Here is a 25,435-nt window from a genome sequence, read left to right on the forward strand (position 1 = left end):
CTTTGTGCGCCCGCGCACAGAACCGCGGCGGCGGTTGTGCCAGGATCGGGGCCAAATCCAGCAACCAGAGGGCGTGTTTCATGTCGACCGGACATTCCGCACCATCTTTTGCCAAGGACCCGTTGGCTGCGATCGCCGGCCTGCTGCGTCAATTGACCATGGCTGCCCTGCATGTGCAGGTGCGCGCCCGTTTTCAAGGCGATCTGCCGCAGATCCTCGCCGGCGGGGCCGGGGTCATGGCCCACGCGGCTGTCGATGGTCAGGCCAGCCTGCGCGCGATGTCGCATTATTGCCTCGAGCAATTGCTGCCGCGCGTCCAGTCGGTGATGACCCATGTCGAGGACGCGGCCGAGCTGGCCGCCACGCTGGCCGAGGCGCCGCGGGCCGATCCCGCGCCGCTTTTGAACGGGATCGCCGCCAATCTGGATCACGCGCGCGGGTCACTGCGCGGCCGCAGCCGGTCGCCGCACAACAGGGCGGGGGTGATCCGGCTGAGCGAGCAGCGGCTCTGGGGGGCGCTGGCGGTCGAGCTGCAGCGGCTGGAAGGCGCCGACGGCCCGATGATCCGCGCCTGCGCCCGGATCGAACCCGCCGCCTTCGCGCTTGCCGCGGCGATCGAGGCGTTCCTCGAGCGCGGCGACGGCATGGCGGTGGCAGAGCGCCACGACTTGGCACAGGTCCTGGTCCGGCTGGAAAGCCAGGCGGCCGCGACCCTGTTGTCGCGTGACGAGATCGCCCGCCAGCTTGGCCCGACGGCCGGCCGCCTGCAGCACCTGGCCGGGCTGCTTGCCGGGCTGTCCGAGGAATACCGGCCGCTGCGCGAAGCCGCGCCGCAGATCGCCATGGCCCTGTCCGTTGCGACCCAGACCGCGAGCCAGTCCCGGGTGACCCAGCGGCTGGAACAGGCCATGCAGGATCTGGAGCGGCTGCTGGGCGGGCTTGTCGCCGATTACCGGGTCCTGGCCCGATCCGCGCAGCGCCCGCAAGGCAAGGCTGCCGCGCGGCAGCTGATCGCCGCCGAAGCGCCGCTGTGGCAGGCGGCGGCAAGGGTGCTGGCCGATCCGCCGGCCCTGGTTCCGGACAGCCCGGCAGCCCATCCCGCCGCCCGGATCGGGGGCCGCACCGGCGGGGAAGTCGGGGCAATGGTCCGGGCCTGATGCGCCCTTTGCAGAAATTTCAGAGTATTTAACCATTTCCCTGTTTTAACGTAATCTCTGAAAGAAGGGTCAGGATCATGCCGATCCTGACCCGCATTCCCCCGGATTGTCCAGCCGCCGCGGAAAAGGGCGGCGGCCGTGGGCGTGACTAGTCATCCTTGCCGTCGCTGCGGGCGCTCATGCCCTGCACGCTCATCCCGTGGACGCTCATGCCGCGATCCGGTCCGCCGCGCGGGTCCAGCAGCAATTGCTCGAACATGCCCGAATGCACGTCCAGGCGGATGGTGTAATCGGCCTTGTCATAGGACCAGACCATCAGGTCGTCGGGCTGGGGAAGCCCGCGCCCGCCGCCGGTGCGCTCGGTCTTGTCGGTCGGGGCGGCCTGCGGCAGGCGCAGCTGCGACATCACCTCGCCGGCATCCAGCCCCGGCCCGTGCACCAGAAACAGCGCCGGGCGCGGCAGGACGTGATACAGCCCCTCGTAGGCAAAGCCGTAAATGCGGGCGAAATTCGCGTCCTCGGCCTGCAATTGCCGTTCCAGCTGGCCGGGCGTGCCGCCGCGGGGCTGGGGGAACGGCCCGTGCCGGGGATCGTCGTGCTTGCCCTGCGCCGAGGGCGGGCGGATCTGCAAATCCTCGACCACGCGACCGAAGAGCAGCAGGTTCGAGGGGCTCAGCAAGGTCTCGGGCATCGGAACCTCCGCCAGGAAGGGATTTTTCCGCCGCCGCGCAGGGCAAGGCCTGCGGGCCCGGAGCTTCAGGTTACGGTGCCGGACGGCCGCTGTCGATGGGTTTGTCGCCCAGCACCCGCATCGTCAGCCGGCGGCTGCCCGTCTTGCAGCCACAGCGCATGGTCCCGCGCCAGCGCGGCATGGAAATGCCCGAGATCGCGGAAACCGAGGCTGCGAGCATGGTCCTCCAGGTCCTCGGGCAGGTCGCGGCCAAGGCGGGTGCGGAAATACCAGGCCAGCAGCACGGGCAGCGGCGGTGGCTCGGCATCCGCGCAGCCGGCGATGCGCTCGCGCAGGGCGGCATAGCCGCCGTCCAGCCGAAGCTGGTCCAGGATCGCCGGCCCCAGCGCCGCGTCGCGGTCCTGCGCCATCGCCTCGACCGTCGCCAGCCGGGCCATCAGCCGGTCGAACCCCGCGCGGTCCAGACCGTTTTCGGCCGCCCAGCGCTCGATGTCCTGGCCGCGCAGCAAGCCGCGCGGCAGGCGAAACTCCAGCGCGGCCTGGGCGATGCGCGCCGGATCCGGCCCGCGCTGCGCGCGCGCGGCAGTCTCGGCGGCGAGGTGCTGCAGCAGGGCGGCGCGGCGCAACTCCTGATAGGGCTCGCCCTGCAGGCGCAGCGCATCGAGCAGCCGCGCATCCGTCGCCTCGGCGCCCTGCTCATGCGCCGCGAGCCAGGGCGCATTGGCCCAGGCCTCGGTCCATTCAAAGGCGAAATCCGGCGCCGGGGCCGGCTCGCCGCGCGCGGCATGCGCCTGGATCTCGTGCAGCAACTCCAGCGCGTCGGCGCGTTTCTGGTCGATGCGGCCGCCCGGCAGCCAGGACGCAAGGCGGTCGCGCATGGCGGGGGACAGCCGGGCCGCGGCCGCCAGGACGCCGGGCCAGTCGCGCTGCTGATAGAACTGCGCCTTGGCGGTGGCCAGCAGATGCGCGGCACCCGCATCGTCGACGATGCCGGCCGCCAGCGCCGCGGCGACGGTGGCGCGGATATTGACCATCGGCTCGCTCAGCGCGGCATGGCCGGTCTCGGCCGGTCCGTGCAGCAGCGCCACCTCGTCGTCATCCGTCAGCAGGCCGTCGCGGAAATCCCGGAAGATGCGCCCGACGCCGCGCATGCCGAAGGGGGCAAGCTCGGCGGCGCGCAGCGCGCCCATGCTGGCGGCGCCGAAGACGGCGATGCGCTGCGAGATCGCCCAGAGCACCTCCTTGTGCCAGACCGCCGGCACGCCGTCGAAACGGCCGTCGATCAGGCCGATCGCCACCGGCCGCCCCCGCGCGGCGCGGTAAAGGTCGCCCTGCTGCGCGGGCGGCAGGAAGCGGATCTGCGGAAAGGCATCGCGGTCGCGCGCGTGCAGCGAGGGGCCGGAAAAGACGATCACGCTCATGGCGCGGCCGCCTCGGCGGCGCGTGCCCGGGGGCCGGGCCGCCAGCCGGGATGGTCGTGGGGCGCCTCCAGCCCCGGCACCACCAGGCGGACGACCGGCAGGTCCAGCCCCGGCTTGCGCAGGTCCACGGCCACCGCCTCGTCGATGCCGACCGCGCGCAGGCGCGACAGCAGCCAGTCCAGGTCCTCGGCGAAATCCAGCGAGAGGAACTCCTCCACCGCCGCGAAATCCGTCGCCGGCCGGTGGTTGGCGCGCATCTCGGCGGCCCGGCGCGCCTTGCGGGACAGTTCATGCGGGCTGAAGTCCTCCGGGCGCAGATCGTCCCGCGCCCCCGAGATATAGGTGCAGCGCACCTGCGCCGCTTCGGTCAGGGCGCGCAGCAGCGCGATGGCGCGCGCGGGATGCGCCCCGGCGCCGATGCCGTGATGCGATCCGGGCTCGCGCCGATCCGAGAGCAGGCAGTAGAAGGCCGGCACCGCCAGATCGCTGGCCAGATGCCAGACATGCACGTCGAAGCCCGCCCCTCGCATCCGGTCCAGCACGGCGCGGCAGGCGGGGTCGTCGACGCTGGCGAGGTCCAGCCCGGTCGCGGCCCGGCGCTCGGGCGGCAGCAGATGCCACAGCGTGGTGGCATCGCGCTCGACCAGTTCGCAGAGGGCGTGGCAGGTTGCCTCGGCCATGGTATTGCCCGAGGCAAGGCCGTTGCTGCCGCAGGGAAAGCAGCCGCTGCCGGGCGGCGGCGGCAGGGTGAAGTTCGCCCGCACGCATTCGAAGGGCAGCCAGCGCGGCCGCCCCGACAGCAGGTCCCGCCCCTCGATCCACAGCATCGGCAGGTCGCGGTGGAAGCGGTCCGAGGTCCGGGCCAGCCGGTCCACGTCGATCATGGCATGAGAATGCGCGAGCTCGTTCAGGCTGCCCAGCTTCAGCGGCGCCTCGACATGCTCGGCGTGGTAAAGCTCGGCCGCCTCCATCAGGCCCGAGGCGATGGCGGCATCCAGGTCCAGCCCCTTGCCCTGCGACACCGCCAGCGAGCGGGCGTTCGGCCGGCAGACCATCACCACCGGCACGCCGATCCGGTCCAGCCCGGTCACGTCGGCGATGCGGGTGATGCCCATCCGCGCCATCAGCGGCCGGACCCGCGCCACGGTCTGCGCAGGGGCGACGCCGCGGTGGCAGCCGCGGCGATAGCCCTTGGTCGCGGCCTCGGGCGTCAGCGCCGCAATCCTTCGGGCGTCCAGACCATGTCCAGGATCGGCGTCGCGTCGGGGTCGATCATGCGAAAGCCCAGCCGCAGGTAAAGCCCGATGGCGCGGTTGGTCCGCACCACCGACAGCGAAACGGTCCTGCCCTCGGCCGCCGCCCGGTGCAGCAGGTCGCGCAGGATGCGCGAGCCGATGCCCCGGCCGCAGTATTCCGGCAGCAGCTGCAGCTGCGCCAGGTTGTAGTCGGCATCGCGCTCGGTGACCTGCATCCAGCCGATGTCCCTGCCCTCGAGGGTGATGATGCGGGAATCCGCCGCCTTGAACGAGCGCCGGATCGCCGCCCGGCGCATCGGCTCGTCCCAGGCGTCCAGCTGCTGCATCAGGGGCCGCATCGCGTCGATATGGATCGCCTCGGCAAAGGGAAATTCCTCGGGATGCGCCGGACGCAGGCCGAATTGCGGAATAGGGTGCCGGTCATAGGTCATGGCGGCATTATAGACCCGTGCCGGCGGCTGTCACGGGCCGCGTGACTTGACGCGGCGGCGCGATCCGGGCTTGACAGGCCGGGCGCCTGCGCCTTTCTCGGTGCCATCGAAAGGAGCCTTGGACTAGCCATGACCGAACAGCCCGGTTTGACCGGCCCCCGGCTTCAGGCGGTGCTTTATGCCGATATCCACGGCTATACCCGCCTGATCGAGCAGGACGAGGCGGGAACCATCCTGCGGCTGACCCGTTCGCTGGCGCTGATCCGCAATCTGGTCGGCGATTACGGCGGCACCGTGGTCAATACCGCCGGGGACGGGCTGGTCGCCGTGTTCGAGGACGTCCACCAGGCGCTGCATTTCGCCATCGAGATGCAGCGCGAACTGTCCTGCGAATCCGCCTGGGCCGAGGCGCGCGAGCCGATCGCCTGGCGCGTCGGCATCTCGCTGGGCGAGACATTCGAGGGCCGCGACGGGGTCTATGGCCACAGCGTCAACCTGGCGGCGCGGATCCAGAGCTTCGCCGACCCCGGCGGCATCTGCGTCACCGAGACGGTGTACCGCATGGTGCGCGACAATGCCGAACTGGCGCTGCGCTCGCTGGGGCGGCGGCGGCTGAAGAACATCTCGGCCCCGGTCGAGGTCTATGCCGTGCTGCCCCCGGCCCCCGCCGCCGCACCCGCGACCCCCCTGCCCCGCGACCTGCTGCTGCGCACCGATCCCAGCCAGCCCGACGCCTCGCTGGCGATCCTGCCGATGGAGAATCTCTCGGCCGATCCCCGCGACCGGCATCTGTGCCAGGGCATCGTCGCCGACCTGATCACCAATCTCAGCCGGTTCCGGCAGCTGATGGTGATCGCGCGGCATTCCTCGGTCCTGGCCGCGGCGCAGACCACCTCGCTGCGCGAGATCGGCCGCCGGCTGGGCGTCCGCTATCTGCTGACCGGCGGGTTCCGCCGAGCCGGCAACCGGCTGCGCATCACCGTCGATCTGGCCGAGGCGGAATCCGAGAACGTCATCTGGTCCGAACGCTATGACGGCGTCATGCAGGACATCTTCGACTTCCAGGACGACGTGACCGCGATGACCGCGGCGCGGGTGGCGATCCAGCTCGACACCGCCGAGCGGCGCCGGCTGGCCGAACAGGCACATCCGCCGCTTTACGCCTATGGGCTGGTGCTGCGCGGACAGGACATGGGCCTGCGCTTCCTGCCCGATGCCAACCTGCATGCGCGGCGGCTGTTCGAAGAGGCGCGCGATCTCGACCCCAGCTATGGCCGCAGCTATGCGGCGATGTCGCGCACCTTCAACGTCGAATGGCGCTACAACTGGACCAGCGACCCGGATGCGGCGCTGAACCAGGCGCTGGTCCTGGCCAAGCGGGCGGTGCAATGCGACAGCCTCGATTCGCGCGGCTTTTCCGAGATGGGCCTGGCGCATCTCTACAAGAAGCAGCACGACGAGGCGCTGGCCGCCTATGAACATGCGCTGGACCTGAACCCCAACGACGCCGACCTGCTGGCCTATACCGGCGACTGCCTGGCCTATGTCCGGCAGGGCGACCGCGCGGTGAAACTGCTGGAACGGGCGATGCGGCTGAACCCCTATTACCCGGACGCCTATCTGTGGTTCCTGGGCGATGCCTATTTCCACCATGGCGACTATGCCAGGACCATCGAGACGCTCTACAAGATGCGCGACCAGTCCGAGGCGCACCGGCTGCTGGCCGCCAGCCACGCGCTGCTGGGCCAGATGGACGAGGCGCGCCGCCATGCCCGCGCGGTGATGCAGGTGCATCCGAACTTCACCATTGCGCATTGGCGCAAGGTGCCGCCGCTGAAACATGCCGATGACCTGGAGCTTTATGTCGAGGGGCTGCGCAAGGCGGGCCTGACCTGACTGCACGGCCTCTGGCCTGCAATCAGCCGCGCCGGGCCGCGCAGGACGGCACCGGCGCGAGATCGGCGGCCAGTTGCGCCAGCGCCCCCGCATCCGGCGAGATGGCGACCAGCCGGTTCGTGACCATGCCCTCGGGCGGCGCGGCCGGGTCCAGCGACAGCACGCCCCCGGCCAGCTGCAGCAGCTGCGGACCGTCCGAGCCGGGCAGCAGGACATAGCCCTTGAGCCGGTGGACCGCCCGCCGATGCCGGTCGATGATCGCGACGAGTTGCTGGCGATCCGGGGCCGGGACAAGGCTGATCGTGCGGCTGGCGAACAGCCGGCCATGGTCCGGGTCCGGGGCCAGGGCCGCAAGGCTGCGGCCGTCATGGGGCGCCGCCAATGCCTGCGAGAAGCCGCTGTCCGGCGCCAGATGCTGGCTGGCCAGCGGGTTGAGCCGGGCGACCAGCCGCGCCGCACGGCGCAACGCCGCGCGGCCGGCGATGTCGGCGCGCGACAGGAAGACGGCATCGGCGCCGCGGATCTGGCTTTCCGCCACCTTGCCGATCCGAGGGTCGGCCAGCCGCTCGGCCAGGCTTTGCGGATCGATCACCGCCACCACCGCCCGACAGTCCAGCTCGGGCTCGGCCAGGGCAAAGGCGGCCAACCGCCGGGGCTCGGCCACGCCGCTGGCCTCGATGACCAGCCGGTCCACCCGGTCGCGCAGGCTCAGCGCCCGCTCGAAGGCGTCGAACAGCCCGCCGCCCATCGAGCAGCAGATGCAGCCGTTGCTGAGTTGGATCGTGTCGGCCGAGCGGCCGGCGATCAGCGCCGCATCGACCGCGATGTCGCCGAAATCGTTGACCATGACCAGGATGCGCTCGCCCTGCCGGTCCAGCAGCCGGTTCAGCAGCGTGGTCTTGCCCGCGCCCAGATAGCCGCAGAGCAGGTTGACGGGCAGCGGCGCGGCCATGGTCAGAACGACCCGGCCGCGACCGGGGTGCCGCCGAAGACGGTGCCCCAGACCCGGACCTCGCGCAGGTGCTCGGGGCCGAGGGCGTGCGGATCGTCCTCGAGCACGGCGAAATCGGCGCGCTTGCCGACCTCGACCGAGCCGAGTTCGGCGTCCAGCTTCAGCGTATGGGCGGCGCCCAGGGTGATGGCGTAAAGCGCCGCGTCCAGCGGGATGCGTTCCGAGGTGCCCAGCTGCCGGCCGCTGTCGGTCCGGCGATTGACCGCGCACCAGGCGGTGACCAGGGGCGCCAGCGGCGTGATCGGCGCGTCGGAATGGATGGCCAGCGGGATGCCCATCTCCAGCGCGCTGGCGCAGGGGTTCATGCGGCAGGCGCGCTCGGGGCCGATGGTGATCTCGTAATGCTTGTCGCCGAAATAATACAGGTGGTTGGCGAACAGGTTCACGCAGCATTGCAGCGCGGCGATGCGGCGCAGCTGGGCGCGGTCGGCCATCTGGCAATGCTGCAGCACATGGCGGTGGTCGGGGCGGAAATGCCCGGCCAGCGCCGCCTCCAGCGCCTCGATGGCGGCCAGGCTGGCGCCGTCGCCGTTGACATGGATATGCATCTGGATGCCCTGGCGGTTCAGGTCGTCCACCAGGACGTTCAGCGCCTCGGGGGCGATGTTCCAGATGCCGTTGTCGGTGCCGCGGTGATAGCCCGGCGCCAGCAGCTGCGCGGTAAAGCCCTGGATCGAGCCGTCGGTGACGATCTTGACCCCGCCCAGCCGCACCCGGTCGGTCGATTGCGCCCGCAGCGCCTTCGCCCGCGCCGCCACCGCCTCGGGCGGCAGCGCCAGCGCCGACAGCATCGGCACCAGCCGCAAGGGATAGCCGGCGTCGGCCGTGGTGGCGAACAGGTCGGCCAGCACCTCGTCGCCCAGTTCGTTCAGCAGGTCGGTCGAGGTGGTGACCCCCGCCCGGCAGGCCGAGCGCGCGAAGTTCCAGATCGCCTCGGGGTCGCCGCCCATGGCGCGGAAGCTGGCGCCGACCCGGCGCATGACCGGGAACATGGCGCCCATCTCGTGCAGCTCGCCGTGCAATTCGCCGTCCTCGGTGTGGATGACGCCGGGCACGTCGGTGTTCTCGTCATAGCCGGCCAGGTCCAGCGCCACGCTGTTGGCGGTCAGCAGGTGCATGTTGGAATGCAGCACCACCACCGGCCGCGTGGTCGAGACCCGGTCGAGGTCCAGCCGCGACAGCCGGTCGCCCGGCACGAAAAGCGGATCGAAGCCCCAGCCGACGACGGGGCCGTCGGCCAATTCCGCGGCGCGGTCGCGCAGGCGCTGGACCAGCGCGTTGGTGCTGGTGATGCCCTGCCACCGCCGGCCGTCCGGGGCCACGCGGTCGTAATGGCCCAGATAGGTGAAGCGCCAGACCGAGCCCTCCATCATGTGGGCATGACCCTCGACGAAACCGGGCATCAGCACCTTGTCCGCGAATCGGTCGTCGTGGTGCAGCTCGCCCCGGTCCTGCATGTCCTCGGGGCCGCCGACGGCAAGGATGCGCCCGTCATGGGACACCATCACATGCGTCGCCTCGGGCCGCGACGGGTCCATGGTGATGATGCGGCGTGCTGAAAAAACGGTCGGGATCATGCAATTTCTCCGTCGGATCCGGCGTTGCGGGCAGATTAGCCGTGACAAACATCCTGCGTGAAATGCATAATTGCGCGGGATTTCCGCTATTTTCCTGAGGGTCGGATGCATTACACCCTGAAGCACCTGCGCTATATCGAGGCGGCCGAACGGCACCAGTCGATCACCGCCGCGGCCGAGGCGCTGGCGGTCTCGCCCTCGTCCATCGCCGCCGCCATCGACCATATCGAGGCGCAGCTGGGCCAGCCGGTCTTTGCCCGCGTGCCCTCGCGCGGGATCGGGGCGACCAGCTTCGGACGCAAGATCATCGACGAGATCCGGCTGCTGCTGGTGGCGCAGGCGCGCTTCGACGGCAAGATCGCCGACTTGGAGCAGCGCATCGACGGCACCGCCCGCATCGCCTGCTTCACGCCACTGGCGCCGATCCTGCTGCCGACGATCCTGTGCGAGGTGCGCGAGCGTTATCCCAACCTGATGATCGAGGTGGTCGAGGGCAACTGGGAGGAGGTGGTGCGCGCCGTCGATACCGGCGACGCCGATTTCGCCTTCTGCTACGGGCTGATCAACGAGCTGGCCTATCGCTTCCTGCCGCTTTTCGTCGGCCATCCCCATGCCGCGTTGCCGGCGACGCATCCGCTGGCCAGCGGCCGCTTCGTCACGCTGGAGCAACTGGCGCCCGAGCCGCTGGTGGTGCTGGACCTGGACCTGTCGCGGCGCTACCTGATGGACCTGTTCGCGACGCGCGGCCTCAAGCCGAACGTGGCCTATTCGGCGCGCTCGACCGACATGATGCGGGCGCTGATCGCGGCCGGCATGTGCTACGGCATCTTCAACATCCGCCCGATGAGCAAGCAGACCTATGCCCGCGGCGACCTGGTGCGCCTGCCGCTGGCCGGCGAACACGACGCGCCGCGCGCCGGGGTACTGACCCGGCGCGACGTGCAGCTGACCCCGGTTTGCGAAGCGATCATCGCCACTTGCGAGATGCAGGCGATGCGCGGCGAATTCGACCGCGCCTTCGTGCGGCCCTACCTTCCACAGGATTTCTGAGGAATTCGGGCGCAAAAATGCATTTGCCGCAAAGCCTGCCGATGACCGATCCATAAAGGACGCAGCGTCAACACAGAATTCGGCGCGCGCCCAACACGGAGAACCAGATGACCCTTCCCCCCGCCTTCTCGCGTCGTTTCCTGCTGGCCGGTGCCGTGGCGCTGGCCGCGCTTGCCACCGCCCCCGCGCTTTCCGCCCAGGAGGCGCAAAAGGGCGGGACGCTGGTGCTGGCCTCGGTGCACAAGCCGCGCCACCTGAACTCGGCCGTGCAGTCGGGCGTCGCGACCGCCGTGCCGGCGGCGCAGATCTTTGCCACGCTGCTGCGCTATGGCGAGGATTTCACCCCGCAGCCCTATCTGGCCGAAAGCTGGGAATTCAGCGAGGACAGCAAGGTGCTGACGCTGAAGCTGCGCCAGGGCGCGACCTTCCACGACGGCTCGCCCATCACCGCCGAGGACGTGATCTGGTCCTTGGGCGTGGTCAAGGAGAACCACCCGTTCTCAAGCATGCTCGAACCGGTCGAGGCCTTCGAGGCGCCCGATCCGCAGACCGTGGTCATCCGCATGAAGCAGCCGCATCCGGCGATCCTGCTGGTGCTGTCGGCCTCGCTGACGCCGATCCTGCCCAAGCACGTCTTCGACGACGGCCAGGACATCAAGTCGAACCCCAAGAACAACCTGCCGGTCGGCTCGGGACCCTTCAAGGTGGTCGCGTTCGAGCCGGGCCAGCACATCATCCTGGAGCGCTATGACGGCTTCTTCCTGGAAGGAAAGCCCTATCTGGACCGCATCGTGATCCGGCAATACCAGGATGCCAACTCGGGCGTGCTGGCGCTGGAATCGGGCGAGGCGCAGATGTTCCCGCTGCTCGACGGCACCCGCCTGATCCGGCGGCTGGAGAAATCCGGCAACCTGACCGTGACCGACAAGGGCTATGCCGGCATCGGCCCGCTGAACTGGCTGGCCTTCAACACCAGGCATCCGGCGCTGTCGGACCTGCGGGTGCGCCGGGCCATCGCCCATGCCATCGACCGCAACTTCGTCACCAAGGCGCTGCATTCGGGCCTGTCCAAGCCCTCGATCGAGCCGGTCGCGCAGGGCAGCCCCTTCCATACCGAGGATGTCGCGCGCTACGACTTCGACCTGGACACGTCCAAGGCGCTTCTGGCCGAGGCGGGCTATGGCGAGGGCGGCAAGCCGCTGGAACTGCGCATCGACTACATGCCCGATGTCGAGGAACAGCAGCGCGCCGTCGCCGAATATGTCAAGGCGGCGCTGGCCAAGGTCGGGATCGCGGTCACCGTGCGCTCCTCGCCCGACTTTCCGACCTGGTCGCAGCGCGTGTCGTCCTATGACTTCGACATGACCATGGACCAGGTCTTCAACTGGGGCGACCCGGTGATCGGGGTGAACCGGACCTATCTCTGCTCGAATATCCGTCAGGGGATCATCTGGTCCAACACCCAGCAATATTGCAACGAAGAGGTGGACAAGCTGATGAACGCCGCCGGGGTCGAGCCGGACCTGGCCAAGCGCCAGCAGCTTTACGCCCAGGCCTTCAAGCAGATCACCACCGACATCCCGATCCATTTCATCAACGAAGTGCCCTATCACACGGTCTATGCGCAGGCCGTGCAGAACCCGCCCGTCTCGATCTGGGGCACCATGGGGCCGATGGATGAGGTCTGGCTGAAGCAGTAACCGGCGGAGGCAATCCCGATGTTTCGACCTATCCTGCGGCAGCTGCTTTATGCGGCCGCCCTGATCCTTGCTGTCCTTGTCCTGAACTTCCTGCTGATCCAGCTCGCCCCCGGCGATCCGGCCGAGGTCATCGCCGGCGAGATGGGTGGCGCCAGCGCCGAGGTCATGGCCGCGATCCGCCAGCAATACGGGCTGGACAAGCCGCTGCTGACCCAGCTGGGGCTTTACCTGGGCCGCGCACTGCAGGGCGACCTGGGCATGTCCTATTTCTACAACCGCCCGGTGGTCGACCTGATCCTGTCGCGGCTGGGGCCGACCATGCTCTTGGTGGCGACCGCGCTGGGTTTCGCGCTGGTAGTCGGCACGCGGCTGGGGATGCTCGCCTCGCGCAATCCGCGCGGCATCGCCTCGGCGCTGGTCACGGTGCTGTCGCTGGTGGGCTATTCGGCGCCGGTGTTCTGGACCGGGCTGATGCTGGTGATCCTGTTCGGCGCCACCATCCCGCTGTTCCCCATCGCCGGCATGATCGACGTGGTGAAACAGGGCGGGTTGCTGAGCCGGATCCTGGACATTGCCCACCATCTGGTGCTGCCGGCGCTGACGCTGGGGCTGGTCTATCTGGCGCAATACAGCCGGCTGACCCGCGCCTCGATGCTGGAGGTGCTGGGTGCCGACTATATCCGCACCGCCCGCGCCAAGGGCGTCAGCGAGCGGCAGGTCTTCGGCCGCCACGCCTTCCGCAACGCCCTGCTGCCGGTCGTGACCGTCGCCGGGATGCAGTTCGGCGCCATCATCTCGGGCGCGGTGCTGGTCGAGACGGTGTTCAGCTGGCCCGGCCTTGGTACGCTGGCCTTCCAGTCGATCCTGGCGCGCGACTATCCGACCGTGCTGGGCATCCTGTTCTTCTCTACCCTGATCGTCATCATCGCGAACCTGCTGACCGACTTCGTGTCGCGCCTGCTGGACCCGCGCCTTGCCAAAGGACGCTAGAGACATGACCGCGCCCGCCAGAACCACGGTTCCAGCCGCCCGCGGTCCCATGGCCGAAGCCTGGGACATCTTTCGCCGCAGCCCCTCGGCCATGCTGGGCCTGGCGCTGCTGATCCTGGTCATGGCAATGACCTTCGCCGGACCCCATCTCTACCAGGTCGATCCGTTCGAGATCGTCTGGGCGCCGCTGACGCCGCCCGGCGAAGAGGCGACCATTCCGCTGGGCACCGACAACCTGGGCCGCGACATCCTGGCCGGGCTGATCGCGGGCGGCCGCGCCACGCTGGCCGTGGGCTTTGCCGCCGCAGCGATCACCATGCTGATCGGGGTGCTGATCGGCGCCTATGCCGGCTTCTACGGCGGCTGGGTGGACGACATGCTGATGCGCGTGACCGAGTTCTTCCAGGTGCTGCCGCCCTTGCTGTTCGCCATGGTCGTGGTGACGCTGTTCCAGCCGACGCTCATCAACGTGGCGCTGGCCATCGGCATCGTCAGCTGGCCGCAGACCGCGCGCCTGACCCGGTCCGAGTTCCGCCGCATCCGCACGCTGGAATATGTCAGCGCCATGCGCGCCATCGGCGCCGGCGACGGCAACATCATCTGGCGCGTGATCCTGCCCAACGCCCTGCCGCCGCTGATCGTCTCGGCCACGCTGACCATCGGCATGGCGATCCTGTTCGAGGCCGGGCTCAGCTTCCTCGGCCTGTCGGACCCGAACGTCATGTCCTGGGGGCTGATGATCGGCTCGGGCCGGGAATACCTGCTGGACGCCTGGTGGGTGGTGACGCTGCCCGGGGCGATGATCTTCCTGACCGTGCTGGGCGTCAGCCTGGTCGGCGACGGGCTGAACGATGCCTTCAACCCCCGGATGAGGGAGCGCTGAGCCATGACCGAACCCGTTCTGGACATCCGCAACCTCAAGGTCGATTTCGCCACCCGCCGCGGCGTGGCCCATGTGCTGGACGACGTGTCCTTCAGCGTCGCCCCGGGCGAGCTCTTGGCCATCGTCGGCGAATCCGGCTGCGGCAAGAGCATGACCGCGCTGTCGGTGCTGGGCCTGATCCCCTCGCCCCCCGGCAAGGTGGTCGGCGGCAGCATCCTGTTCCAGGGCCGCGACCTGACCAAGCTGCGCCAGTCCGAGATGCGCAAAATCCGCGGCGGCGACATCGCCATGATCTTCCAGGAGCCGATGACCTCGCTGAATCCGGTCTTCACCTGCGGCGAGCAGATCGCCGAGGCGGTGCGGCTGCACCAGAAGGTCAGCCCCCGGGCCGCCTTCGCCCGCGCCGTGGACATGCTGCGCGCCGTCGGCATCCCCGAGCCGGAGCTGCGCGCCCGCGCCTATCCGCACCAGCTTTCCGGCGGCATGCGCCAGCGGGTGATGATCGCCATGGCGCTGTCCTGCGAGCCGAAGCTCTTGATCGCGGACGAGCCGACCACGGCGCTGGACGTGACCGTGCAGGCGCAGATCTTCGGCCTGCTGGACGAGCTGCGGCAAAAGACCGGCACCGCCATCGTCCTGATCACCCATGACATGGGCGCGGTGGCGGAAATGGCCGACAAGGTCGCGGTCATGTATGCCGGCCGCGTCATCGAGCGCGGCCCGGCCGACGCCGTGCTGGACGATCCCGGCCATCCCTATACGCGCGGCCTTCTGGCCAGCATCCCGCGCGTCGATGCCGATCCGGATGCAGACCTGCCCGAGATCCCCGGCATCGTGCCGGCGCTGACCGACCTGGGGCGCGGCTGCGCCTTCGCGCCGCGCTGCCCGCTGGCCGTCGAGGCCTGCCGCGCCGCCCAGCCCCGCCATATCGCCATGACCGGCGACCATTCGGCCGCCTGCATCCAGCTTGAACCCCGCGAGGTCCCCGCATGACCCAGCTTCTTTCCGTCCGCGACCTCAAGGTGCATTTCCCCACCGCGAACGGCGGCACCGTCCATGCGGTCGATGGGGTCAATTTCGACATCCAACGCGGCCAGACGCTGGGCATCGTCGGCGAATCCGGCTCGGGCAAGACCACCACGGCGCTGGCGGTGATGCGCCTTGCCCCGATCACCGGCGGCGAGATCGACCTGGACGGCACGCCCATCAGCCGCATCGAGGGCGAGGAGCTGCGCCGCGCCCGGCCGCGCTTCCAGATGGTGTTCCAGGACCCGTTCTCGTCGCTGAACCCGCGCGACCGGGTCGGGCGGATCATCCGCCAGCCCATGGACCTGCTGGGCTTGGGCGAACCCTCCGGCCGCGACGCGCGGGTCGAGGAGCTGCTGACCCAGGTGGGCTTGCGCCCCGAGCTGAAATCGCTCTACCCGCATCAGTTTTCGGGCGGGCAGCGGCAGCGCATCGGGCTGGCGCGAGCCTTGGCGACCAAGCCCGACCTGATCGTCTTCGACGAGCCGGTCTCGGCGCTGGACGTGGCGGTGCAGGCGCAGGTGCTGAACCTGATCCGCCGCCTGCAGCGCGAGACCGGGCTGACCTATCTGTTCATCAGCCACGACCTGGGCGTCGTGCGCCACATCTGCGACGAGATCGCGGTGATGTATCTGGGCCAGATCGTGGAAAAGGCGCCGGCGGCGCAGATCTTCGCCGCGCCGCGCCATCCCTATACCCAGGCGCTGATCGCCGCGGCACCTTCGCTTGCGCCCGAGCATCGGCGGCGGGGCGGCGGCGCGCGGTTGCAGGGCGACCCGCCCAGCCCGGTGAACCTGCCCAAGGGCTGCCGCTTCGCCTCGCGCTGCCCGATCGCGGTCGAGGATTGCCGACAGCGGATGCCGGCCCTGCGCCAGCTTGCCCCCGGACAGGCGGTCGCCTGCCATCTGGCCTGACGACCGATCAGTGAAAGCGGCCCGACTGCCGGTCGGGCCTCTTTCGCGATGGCCGCGGCCTGCAGCATCCGCCAAGGCTCCCTGCTCTCCGCGAATCCATCCGGCACCACAGCGGCGCCACCCGCCCGCCTGCGCCTGAAAACAGCGACCGGCCGTTTCCATCCTTGGTCTTGTCCGTGTCGAGAAGTTTCCGCCGAGGCCGAATTTGTAACGAAACGTTTCCCCTCTCCGCCTGGAAACAATTCCTTACAAATCACCGCGTGCGCCGGGGCGATTGTCGGGCATCATGATCGCGGGCGGCGGCAGAACCGCCCCCCCGGGACAGACAGGACGCGCGCGATCATGACCAGCCTCACCCTTGCCGAAGCCCGCCGGCGCATGGCGCTTTGCGTGCCGCGCGGCGACGTGGCCGGCGCCGGCGCGCGACGGATGGAGCCGGTGTCGTTCAGCCTGGTCGAGTTCGGTGGCGAAGGGCTGGTCTTTCGGCTGGTCGATGCACGGGGCGGCCTGCTCGACCTGGTGCTGAACCCGGTCGTCGCCGGCGCCCTGCGCGACAGCATCGCCCTGGTCGAAATCCTTGCCAGACCGCCGGGTCCGGCGGCAGCACCCGGCGAGGGACAGATCGGGTGATCCCGGGAGCACGACCACGACCGGCTGGCACGGCGGCTCGGCGCGCTGATCTGGTGCAAAGCCTGCGCATTGATCGGCCGGGCTTCCGGCCGTGCCGAACGCGCTGCCGGGATCGGCGCGCTGCTGAACGGGCCGGTCCGGCTTCGGACATTCGGGGGCGGCGCAGGATAAAGCCTCTCGTCAAGCAGCAACCTGTGGCAGACTGAACCGCGCCGTCCGTTTTCGACCAAGGATTATCCCATGACCTATCCATCGTTTCTTCGGTTTGCCCGGCTGGGCATCGCCTTGGCTGTCCTGTCCGTTGCGGGACCGGCCGTCGCGCAGCAGCCTCCGGCGACCGGGCCGAAGCAGGTCGGGGTCGTCGCGGTCAAGGCCGAATCCGTGCCGCTGGTCAGCACCCTGCCCGGCCGGGCCGTGGCGCGGGACGCGGTGGATATCCGCCCGCGCGTGGACGGTTTCGTGAGCGAGGTGCTCTACAAGCCCGGCCAGCCGATCAAGGCGGGCGCGCCGATGTTCCAGATCGACCCGACCACCTATGAGGCCGCGGTCGAAGAGGCGCGCGCCAATCTCGCCTCGGCCAATGCCGCCGTGCCGCAGGCCGAAGCGGCCTATGAACGCTCGCGCAAGCTGCAGGGATCGGGCTCGACCCAGGCGGCGCTGGAGCAGGCCCAGGCCACGATGGAGCAGGCGCGCGCCGCCGTCACCGCCGCCGAGGCAGCGCTGAAGCTGGCCGAGACGCAGCTTTCCTGGACCACGATCGCCAGCCCGCTGGACGGGCTGCCCTCGGTCGCCGCGGTATCGCCGGGCGACCTGGTGACCTCGGGGCAAAGCGACGCGCTGGCGACGGTGACGCAGCTCGACCCGATCGACGTGGACATGTACGAGCCCTCGGCCCGGCTGCAGCGCATCCGCGACCGCATCGAGTCGGGCCAGATCGAGATGAGCCAGGCGCTGAAGGCGCAGCTGACGCTGGAGAACGGCGTGACCTATGCCGCCACCGGCGAGATGGTGGCGCCCGGCTATACCGTCTCGACCTCGACCGGGGCCATCGACTTCCGCTTCCGCTTCGACAACCCCGAGCGCCGCATCCTGCCCGGCATGTTCGTGCGCGGCACCATCGAGATCGGCCGGATCCAGGCATTCCTGGTGCCGCAGATGGCCACGACGCGCAGCCGCGACGGCACGCTTTCGGCCTGGGTGGCCGCGGACGGCAAGGCCGCGAAGCGGGTGCTGACCGAGGAGGGCGTGCATCAGAACAGCTGGATCGTCACCGCGGGGCTGAAGGACGGCGACGCGCTGATCGTGAACGGCGCGACCGGCCTCGCTGAGGGCGCCGAGGTCGCGCCGGTCACGGTCGAGATCGACGAGAACGGCGTGGTCCGCGACCTGCCGGCGACGCAGGCGGAGTGACCCGGCATGGCACGCTTCTTCATTCACCGGCCGGTCTTTGCCTGGGTGCTGGCCATCATCACCATGCTGGCCGGGGTCTATGGCCTTGGCAGCCTGCCCATCGCGCAATATCCCGACATCGCGCCGACCACCGTGCGCATCGGCGCCACCTATACCGGCGCCTCGCCCGACATCGTGGAGAACTCGGTGACCTCGATCATCGAGGATGGCATGACCGGCCTTGACGGGCTGACCTACATGACCTCGACCTCGTCGCAGGGGTCGAGCTCGATCCAGCTGACCTTCGACGACAGCGTGGACCCCGATATCGCCCAGGTGCAGGTGCAGAACAAGCTGCAGCTGGTGACCTCGCAATTGCCCGACGCGGTGCAAAGCCAGGGCGTCTCGGTCACGCGCTCGACCTCGTCGATCCTGCTGGTGGGGGCGCTGACCTCGACCGATGGCAGCTACAGCTCGCTGGAACTGGGCGATCTGGTGGCGCAGGTGATCGAGGATCCGGTCAAGCGCACCGTCGGGGTCGGATCGGTGCAAAGTTTCGGCTCGGGCTATGCGATGCGCATCTGGCTGGACCCGGACCGGATGCTGCAATACCAGGTCACGCCCTCGGACGTGGTCTCGGCGGTCAGCGAACAGAACACCAATGTCACCGTGGGCAGCCTCGGCAGCCAGCCCACGGTCAAGGGCCAGCAGCTGAACGTGGGGCTTTCGGCGCAGTCGCAGCTGACCTCGGTGCGCGAGTTCGAGCGTATCCTGCTGCGCACCGACAGCGACGGCGCCACGGTCTTCCTGGGCGACGTGGCCGATATCGAGATCGGGCAAGAGGATTACGGCAGCGCCTCGCGCTACAACGGCCAGCCGGCGGCGGGCTTCGGCGTGAACCTGGCCACGGGCGCGAATGCGGTCGATACGGCCGAGGCGGTGCGCAACGTGCTGGACGGGCTGCAATCCTCGCTGCCGGCGGGCGTCAAGATCGTCTATCCCTACGACACCTCGCCCTTTGTCGAGGAATCCATCAACCAAGTCTATCACACGCTGATCGAGGCGGTGGTGCTGGTCTTCCTGGTGATCCTGGTCTTCCTGCAAAGCTGGCGCGCGACGCTGATCCCGACGCTGGCGATCCCGGTGGTGCTGCTGGGCACCTTCGGCGTGCTGTCCTTTTTCGGCATGTCGATCAACACGCTGACCATGTTCGCCATGGTGCTGGCCATCGGCCTGCTGGTCGATGACGCCATCGTCGTGGTCGAGAACGTCGAGCGGGTGATGGAGGAGGAAGGCATCGGCCCGGTCGAGGCGACCGAGAAGAGCATGGACGAGATTTCCTCGGCGCTGGTCGGCATCGTGCTGGTGCTGTCGGCGGTGTTCCTGCCCATGGCCTTCATGTCCGGCTCGACCGGGGTGATCTATCGCCAGTTCTCGGTCACCATCATCTCGGCCATGGTGCTGTCGCTGGCGGTGGCGCTGATCCTGACCCCGGCCATGTGCGCCACCTTGCTGAAGCCGCGCGGCCATGGCGACGGCATCGCGCCCGCGCGCTGGTTCAACCGCAACCTGGACCGCGCCACCAACGGCTATGCCGGGGCGGTCGGTGCCTTCGTGCGCCGGCCCTTCCGCTTCCTGGTCGTGCTGCTGGCCTTCGGCGCCGGGGCCTACATGCTTTACCAGAAGCTGCCCGGCTCGTTCCTGCCGTCCGAGGACCAGGGCGTTCTGATGGTCATGGTGGAAACGCCCGAAGGCTCGACCGCCGCGCGCACCCAGGCCCTGGTCGAAGAGGTCGAGCAATTCGTCCTGGCCGAGGAAACCGACACCGCCGAAAGCGTCTTTGCCGCGCTTGGCTTCGGCTTCGGCGGCACCGGACAGCGCAATGCGATGATCTTCATCAAGCTGAAGGATTTCGAGCAGCGCGAGGGTTTCGACGCCGCCTCGATGGCGACGCGCGGCAACATGCGCTTCATGTCGAACCGCAACGGGCAGGTGTTCTTCATGCAGCCGCCGGCGATCCAGGGCATGGGCAATACCGCCGGCTTCACCATGCAGCTGATCGACCAGGCCGGAGGCGGCCAGGCGGCCTTGGCGAATGCCGCCGACGAACTGGTCCGGAAGGCCACGGCGGATGGCCGCGTCACCAGCCTGCAGGGCAATGACGCGCCCTTCGAGACCTCGCGCCGCATCGACATCGACCAGCAGAAGGCGGCGGCCTATGGCCTGTCGATCTCGGACCTGAACACCACGCTGTCCATCATCTTCGCCAGCGCGAACGTGAACGACTTCTCGCTGGGGACCGAGCTGCGCCCGGTGATCGTCCAAGGCGCGGCCGAGGCGCGGATGCAGTCCGACGACATCGAGAAATGGTATGTCAAGAACAGCGACGGCGACATGGTGTCCTTCGCCGCCTTCACCAGCCAGGAATGGGCCGAGCAGGCGCAGAGCCTGTCGCGCTATGGCGGCACGCGCTCGATGGAGATCTCGGGCGCGGCGGCGCAGGGCATATCCTCGGGCACGGCGATGGAGGTGATGGAGGAACTGGTCGCCGGCATGGATGGCGGCTATGGCACCGCCTGGACGGGGCTGTCCTATCAGGAGCGGCTGTCGGGCAACCAGGCGCCGATGCTGTTCGCGCTGTCGGCCCTGGTGGTGTTCCTGGCGCTGGCGGCGCTTTACGAAAGCTGGTCGGTGCCGCTTTCGGTGATGATGACCGTGCCCATCGGCATCGTCGGCGCCATGGCGGCGGCGCTGGTCTTCGGCCAGTCGAACGACGTCTATTTCAAGGTCGGCCTGCTGACCACCATCGGGCTTGCCGCGCGCAACGCCATCCTGATCGTGGAATTCGCCGAGATGCTGCACAAGCAGGGCAAGCCGCTGCTCGAGGCGGCGGTCGAGGCCTCGCGCATGCGGCTGCGGCCGATCCTGATGACGACGCTGGCCTTCATGCTGGGCGTCATGCCCCTGGCACTGGCCAGCGGCGCGGGCGCGGCGGCGCAGCAGTCGATCGGCATCGGCGTGCTGGGCGGCATCGCGGCCTCGGCTGTGGTCGGCATCTTCCTGGTCGCCGTCTTCTACGTCGCGGTCCTGAGGACCGTGCAGCATTTCACCAGAAAGAGAACCAAGACGTGATTTCTCCCTGCCGTTTCCTCGGCCCGGCGCTGCTGCTTCTGGCGGCGGGCTGCGCGGCCGTCGGACCCGATCCCGACGACCGCCCCGCGATCCCCCTGCCCGCCACCTTTGCCGCGGGCGGGACGACCCCGGCCGGCAAGGTCGCCAACCGCGCCTTCTGGGCCGAATATCGCGACCCGGTGCTGAACGAGATGATCGCGCGCGGCCTGAAGCAGAACCTGGACGAGGCCGCCGCGCGCGAGCGCATCCGCGCCGCCGCCGCCGACCTGCGCGGCACCGGGGTGCTTGCGGCCCAGACCTCCGGTTCGGCCGAGGCGGCGCGCGAACGCGGCTCGACCGCGGGCGCGGCGGTGCAGAACGTCGGCACCTCCAGCCTTGGCGCGAATTTCGTCTTCGACCTGTTCGGCGGCGCCCGGCGCGAAAGGCAGGGCGCGGCGGCCAGCCTCGAGGCCGCCAAGGCGGATCTGGGCACGGCGCGGCTGGCCTGGCTCGCCGAGCTGATCGACGCCTATAGCGACGCGCGCTATTACCAGCAGGCGCTGGCATTGACCCGGCAGACCGTCTCGAGCCGCGAGGAGACCGTCCGCATCACCCGCGAGCAGCGCGAATTCGGCGTGGTCAGCGAATTCGACATGGCCCAGGCCGAGGCGCTGCTGGCGGCCGCCCGGGCCGAGATCCCGGGCTATCAGGCACAGTTCGACGCGCAGGTTTTCAGCATCGCGACGCTGCTCAATGAACCCGCCAGCTCGGTGCAGGCGCAGATGCGCCGCGGCGCGGGCCAGCCCCGCATTCCCGGCAGCGCCCGCGCCGGTGTGCCGGCGGATCTGCTGCGCAACCGGCCCGATGTGCGCTCGGCCGAATACGACCTGGCCGCGGCGCTGGCGGCGGTGGGGGTGGCGACGGCCGACCTGCTGCCCTCGCTGACGCTGACGGGCTCGGTCAGCGAAAGCGGCGGGGCGAAGTCCTGGGGCTTCGGCCCGGCGATCTCGTTCCCGGTGCTGAACCAGGGCGCGCTGCAGGCCACCCGCGCGCGCCGCATCGCCGAGGCGCGCGAGGCCGAGATCGCCTGGCGCGCCGGTGTGTCGCAGGCGGTCGAGGACGTGCAGGTCGCGCAATCGAACCTGCGCCGCTATCGCCAGCAGGCCGCGGCGCTGGAAGGCGCGGCAGCGGCCTATGACCGGGCCTATCGGCTGGCCCGGACCAGCTTTGCCGAGGGCGGGCTGGCGCTTCTGGACCTGCTCGATTCCGACCGCTCGACGGCCAGCGCCCGGCTCTCGGCCGCCTCGGCCCGCAACCAGGCGGCCAAGGAATGGGCGGCGCTGCAGATCGCCACGGGCGCCGGCGCCGGCGAGGTGGTGCTGGTCAGCCGCTAGCGCCGGCGCCAGGGGACGCTTGCAGGCGGGGCCCGGCTTGTTTCACGATGGCCAGCACCGTGCGGATGGTGCGGTTCCGGTCCCAGCCGGATGCTTCTTGCGCGCGGATCTGGGGCCGGGCGCGGCTGCATGGCCGGGCCATCGCCCGCGCGGGGACCGCCTGATGGTGCAGGTCGTGCTGATGCGCAGGTCCGGCCTGGACGGACGCGGCGACCGGCTGGAGGACGGGCAGTTCCTGTTCGTTCCAGCACGATTCCTGCCTGGCTAAGCTCCGTCGAGGCTGCGAGGGGCTGGTGTTGTCGATTCCGCTGGCCGTTGCGGCAGCGGTCTCGGCCGGGCCGGACGAATTGGCCCGTGCCTGTCGCGGCCGTTTTCCGGCCTCGCGGATGCGCGGGCTTGGAGAGCAGGTCCATCCCGGGCTTGGCACGGCGCGCTGCCGTGGGCAAATGCGGCGTCCCGTTCAGCCTTGCGATGCCGTGAACACCGCCCGTTGCGCCTCGAAGGCGCGCTGATAGGCGGGACGCGCCTTGCCACGGGCGACATAGGCGCAGAGGTTCGGAAACGTCTCCAATATACCGCTTCCGTCCAGCCTGCGCAGCACCGTCACCATCAGCAGGTCGCCGGCGCTGAAGGTGCCGTCGAGCCAGTCGGCATTGCTGAGCCGGCCGGACAATTGTTCCAGTCGGCCACGGATGCGTTTCTCGAGGATGGGGAGGCGGGCTTCATGCCAAGGCTCGTCGCGCTCATGATAGCGGGCCTGCTCGCGTTCGATGATCGGCGGCTCGACCGTGTTGAGCGCGGCGAAGATCCACATCGCCGCGCGCGCCCGCGCCTTCGCGTCCTCGGGCAGCAGGCCCGCATGGGTCTGCGCGACATGCAGCACGATGGCGCCCGACTCGAAGATCGCAAGATCGCCTTCCTGATAGGTCGGGATCTGCCCGAAGGGGTGCAGCGCCAGATGCGCGGGCTGCTTCATCTCGTCGAAGGAGAGCAGGCGCGTGTCATAGGCCTGGCCGACCTCTTCCAGTGCCCAACGGACGCGCATGTCGCGCGCCAGGCCCCGGCCGCGGTCGGGGGACCGCGCGAAGGCGGTGATGGTGGGGGTCATCGGAAGGCTCCTGCGCCTATTGGTTGATCTCGGGCTCGACCAGTTTCGCCAGCTTGTGCAGCGAATCCTGCCAGCCGAGATAGCAGGCCTCGGCCGGGATCATATCCGGCACGCCCCGCTGCTCGATGCTGATCTCGGTGCCCACCGACACCGGTTTCAGGTCCACCGTGACCGTCATCTCGCCCGGCAGGTTGGGGTCGTCGAACCGGTCGGTATAGACGAGGCGCTGGCCCGGGATCAATTCCAGGTAGCTGCCGCCGAAGGCATGGCTGTCGCCGGTGGCGAAGTTGCGAAACGACATCCGGTGCTGGCCGCCGACCTTCGCCTCCAGCTCGTGGACGGTGCAGAGAAAGCCCCAAGGCGGTAGCCAGCTTGCCACCGCGTCGGGCTCGATGAAGGCACGATAGAGCTTTTCGGATTTCGCGGCGATGACGCGATGCAGTCGGATCGTCTGTGGCATGGTGTCCTCCGTGTCTGGTTTGATGGCCCCCACATCGGTGGTGCTTGCACCGTAACGCGCGGCGGTCGGCAAAGGTCCGGACCAGAGCCTCGACGGGCTCAGCCCGAACGGCAGGCCGGAGAGTTCCAGCACCGCATGGCCACGCAGCCGCGCATCGCCGAGGCCCCGGGCGATTGCCCAACCCACGCCGACCGGCGTGAATGTGCTCTGCCCCCTCGAAACTGGATCGTTTAGAGCTGGAGTTTTCGGCTAACCTTCCCCGGCTGGGACAGGAGCTGAAAACGATGAAGGCATCGAAGTTCACGGAAGCGCAGAAGGCGTTCATTCTGAAGCAAGGCGAGGAAGGCACGTCGGTTGCCGAGATCTGTCGGAAGGCTGGGATCGGCCAGTCGACCTATTTTGCCTGGAAGAAGAAGTATGGCGGGCTGCTGCCCGACGAGATGCGGCGGTTGAAGCAGCTTGAGGACGAGAACGCGCGGCTAAAGCGGATCGTGGCGGACCTGACGCTCGACCGGCAGATGTTGCAGGATGTTGTGCGGCGAAAGCTCGGAAGCCGGCGCGGTCGCGTGAACTGGTTCGCGGGATGTGTGCAGACTGGGCGGTTTCGATCCGTAGGGCATGTGGGGCCTTGCGATTTGACTGCTCGAGCTACCACTACAAATCCCGCCGCACCGATCCGGCAGAGCTGAAACGGCGGATCCGGGAGATCTGTGAGACGCGTGTGCGCTATGGCTATCGCCGCGTTTACGTTGTCCTAGACCGGGAGGGCTGGGAGGTCAGCATTAAGATGGTCTATAACGTTTACAAAGCCTTGGGACTGCAGCTGCGGAACAAGACCCCAAAACGGCGGGTGAAGGCCAAGTTGCGTGACGACCGTGCGGAAGCCGTCGGGCCGAATGATGTATGGGCCAGGGATTTTGTCCATGACCAACTGGCCTTGGGTAAAAAGCTGCGGATCCTAACCATTGTCGACACCCATTCCCGCTATTGCCCCGCCACGGACGTGCGGTTCCAATATCGCGGCGAGGACGTGGTCACGACGCTGGAACGGATCTGCACAAAAGTCGGCTACCCGAAGACAATCCGGGTCGACAACGGCAGCGAATTCATCTCGCGCGACCTGGATCTCTGGGCCTACGCCAAGGGCGTGACGCTCGACTTTTCACGCCCCGGCAAGCCGACAGACAACGGCTTCATCGAGGCTTTCAATAGTAAGCTCAGGTCCGAATGCCTGAACGCGCACTGGTTCATGAGCCTTGCGGACGCGGCCGAAAAGCTGGAGGATTGGCGCAGACACTACAACGATGATCGACCCCACAGCGCCATCGGATACAACGTC

The 25,435-nt window shown here is 68.9% G+C and carries 21 protein-coding genes; 13 read left to right on the forward strand and 8 right to left on the reverse strand.

The genetic code is table 11. The features are described 5' to 3' along the window. Positions 1-122: 122 nt before the first annotated feature. Positions 123-1,157: a hypothetical protein gene (locus E3D03_RS02955; RefSeq protein WP_263565739.1), complete on the forward strand. Its 1,035-nt coding sequence runs from the start codon at positions 123-125 to the stop codon at positions 1,155-1,157. 148 nt (positions 1,158-1,305) lie between these two features. On the opposite strand, the gene E3D03_RS02960 is transcribed toward E3D03_RS02955, so the two are convergent. From E3D03_RS02960 to E3D03_RS02975, 4 genes are all read right to left on the reverse strand, one after another. Continuing rightward, on the reverse strand, positions 1,306-1,848 hold the full coding sequence (locus tag E3D03_RS02960; RefSeq protein WP_263565740.1) for a hypothetical protein: 543 nt from the start codon (positions 1,846-1,848) through the stop codon (positions 1,306-1,308). Positions 1,849-1,913: 65 nt separating this feature from the next. After that, positions 1,914-3,269 (reverse strand): TfuA-like protein, encoded by a 1,356-nt coding sequence (locus E3D03_RS02965; protein WP_263565741.1) that lies wholly within the window; start codon positions 3,267-3,269, stop codon positions 1,914-1,916. Then, positions 3,266-4,507, reverse strand: a complete 1,242-nt coding sequence (locus E3D03_RS02970) for a YcaO-like family protein (RefSeq protein WP_318013688.1) — start codon at positions 4,505-4,507, stop codon at positions 3,266-3,268. The genes E3D03_RS02965 and E3D03_RS02970 overlap by 4 nt, the downstream gene beginning before the upstream one ends. Further along, entirely contained in the window at positions 4,480-4,956 is a 477-nt protein-coding gene (locus E3D03_RS02975; RefSeq protein WP_263565742.1) for a GNAT family N-acetyltransferase, read from the reverse strand. Before E3D03_RS02975 ends, E3D03_RS02970 begins: the two co-directional genes overlap by 28 nt. Positions 4,957-5,085: 129 nt before the next feature. Here E3D03_RS02975 and E3D03_RS02980 point away from each other — a divergent pair, with 129 nt between their 5' ends. Next, positions 5,086-6,852: an adenylate/guanylate cyclase domain-containing protein gene (locus tag E3D03_RS02980; protein WP_263565743.1), complete on the forward strand. Its 1,767-nt coding sequence runs from the start codon at positions 5,086-5,088 to the stop codon at positions 6,850-6,852. A 22-nt stretch (positions 6,853-6,874) separates the two neighbouring features. Here E3D03_RS02980 and E3D03_RS02985 read toward each other — a convergent pair whose 3' ends face one another. Both E3D03_RS02985 and E3D03_RS02990 read right to left on the reverse strand, forming a co-directional pair. Further along, positions 6,875-7,804 carry a CobW family GTP-binding protein gene (locus E3D03_RS02985; RefSeq protein ID WP_263565744.1) on the reverse strand — a complete coding sequence of 310 codons (930 nt, stop codon included), beginning with the start codon at positions 7,802-7,804 and terminating at the stop codon, positions 6,875-6,877. Positions 7,805-7,806: 2 nt separating this feature from the next. Continuing rightward, the gene (locus tag E3D03_RS02990; RefSeq protein WP_263565745.1) at positions 7,807-9,441 is read right to left on the reverse strand and encodes an amidohydrolase; all 1,635 of its coding nucleotides are present in this window, start codon (positions 9,439-9,441) and stop codon (positions 7,807-7,809) included. A 105-nt stretch (positions 9,442-9,546) separates the two neighbouring features. Here E3D03_RS02990 and E3D03_RS02995 point away from each other — a divergent pair, with 105 nt between their 5' ends. The 10 genes from E3D03_RS02995 (at position 9,547) to E3D03_RS03040 (ending at position 22,528) form a co-directional block, all read left to right on the forward strand. After that, on the forward strand, positions 9,547-10,491 hold the full coding sequence (locus E3D03_RS02995; protein ID WP_062562522.1) for a LysR family transcriptional regulator: 945 nt from the start codon (positions 9,547-9,549) through the stop codon (positions 10,489-10,491). Positions 10,492-10,598: 107 nt separating this feature from the next. Next, a complete protein-coding gene (locus E3D03_RS03000; protein ID WP_263565746.1) occupies positions 10,599-12,191 on the forward strand; it encodes an ABC transporter substrate-binding protein in 1,593 nt (530 codons plus the stop codon). A gap of 18 nt (positions 12,192-12,209) precedes the next feature. Beyond that, the gene (locus E3D03_RS03005) at positions 12,210-13,181 is read left to right on the forward strand and encodes an ABC transporter permease (protein WP_263565747.1); all 972 of its coding nucleotides are present in this window, start codon (positions 12,210-12,212) and stop codon (positions 13,179-13,181) included. Positions 13,182-13,230: 49 nt separating this feature from the next. Continuing rightward, complete coding sequence (locus E3D03_RS03010; protein ID WP_263565763.1) at positions 13,231-14,064, forward strand: ABC transporter permease; 834 nt, start codon at positions 13,231-13,233, stop codon at positions 14,062-14,064. 3 nt (positions 14,065-14,067) lie between these two features. Continuing rightward, on the forward strand, positions 14,068-15,057 hold the full coding sequence (locus E3D03_RS03015) for an ABC transporter ATP-binding protein (RefSeq protein WP_263565748.1): 990 nt from the start codon (positions 14,068-14,070) through the stop codon (positions 15,055-15,057). Next, positions 15,054-16,004, forward strand: a complete 951-nt coding sequence (locus tag E3D03_RS03020; RefSeq protein WP_263565749.1) for an ABC transporter ATP-binding protein — start codon at positions 15,054-15,056, stop codon at positions 16,002-16,004. The genes E3D03_RS03015 and E3D03_RS03020 overlap by 4 nt, the downstream gene beginning before the upstream one ends. Positions 16,005-16,346: 342 nt before the next feature. Continuing rightward, a complete protein-coding gene (locus E3D03_RS03025) occupies positions 16,347-16,634 on the forward strand; it encodes a hypothetical protein (RefSeq protein ID WP_263565750.1) in 288 nt (95 codons plus the stop codon). Positions 16,635-16,874: 240 nt separating this feature from the next. Further along, complete coding sequence (locus tag E3D03_RS03030; RefSeq protein ID WP_263565751.1) at positions 16,875-18,044, forward strand: efflux RND transporter periplasmic adaptor subunit; 1,170 nt, start codon at positions 16,875-16,877, stop codon at positions 18,042-18,044. A gap of 6 nt (positions 18,045-18,050) precedes the next feature. Continuing rightward, positions 18,051-21,155, forward strand: coding sequence for an efflux RND transporter permease subunit (locus E3D03_RS03035; RefSeq protein WP_263565752.1), 3,105 nt, complete (start codon positions 18,051-18,053; stop codon positions 21,153-21,155). Next, positions 21,152-22,528 (forward strand): efflux transporter outer membrane subunit, encoded by a 1,377-nt coding sequence (locus E3D03_RS03040; RefSeq protein WP_263565753.1) that lies wholly within the window; start codon positions 21,152-21,154, stop codon positions 22,526-22,528. The genes E3D03_RS03035 and E3D03_RS03040 overlap by 4 nt, the downstream gene beginning before the upstream one ends. Before the next feature lie 460 nt (positions 22,529-22,988). Here E3D03_RS03040 and E3D03_RS03045 read toward each other — a convergent pair whose 3' ends face one another. Then, positions 22,989-23,636, reverse strand: coding sequence for a glutathione S-transferase family protein (locus E3D03_RS03045; protein WP_263565754.1), 648 nt, complete (start codon positions 23,634-23,636; stop codon positions 22,989-22,991). Positions 23,637-23,652: 16 nt separating this feature from the next. Continuing rightward, complete coding sequence (locus E3D03_RS03050) at positions 23,653-24,096, reverse strand: SRPBCC family protein (protein WP_263565755.1); 444 nt, start codon at positions 24,094-24,096, stop codon at positions 23,653-23,655. A gap of 284 nt (positions 24,097-24,380) precedes the next feature. Here E3D03_RS03050 and E3D03_RS03055 point away from each other — a divergent pair. Next, positions 24,381-25,435 (forward strand): IS3 family transposase gene (locus E3D03_RS03055; RefSeq protein ID WP_411969783.1). Its coding sequence is split into 2 segments (ribosomal slippage), with 1,056 coding nucleotides annotated over them: positions 24,381-24,645 and positions 24,645-25,435; the frame shifts between segments, so codons are not numbered across the junction. This gene is flagged as partial in the annotation.

Origin of the sequence: Paracoccus sp. DMF, assembly GCF_004407025.1 — a bacterium.
Classification (GTDB): Bacteria; Pseudomonadota; Alphaproteobacteria; order Rhodobacterales; family Rhodobacteraceae; genus Paracoccus; species Paracoccus aminovorans_B.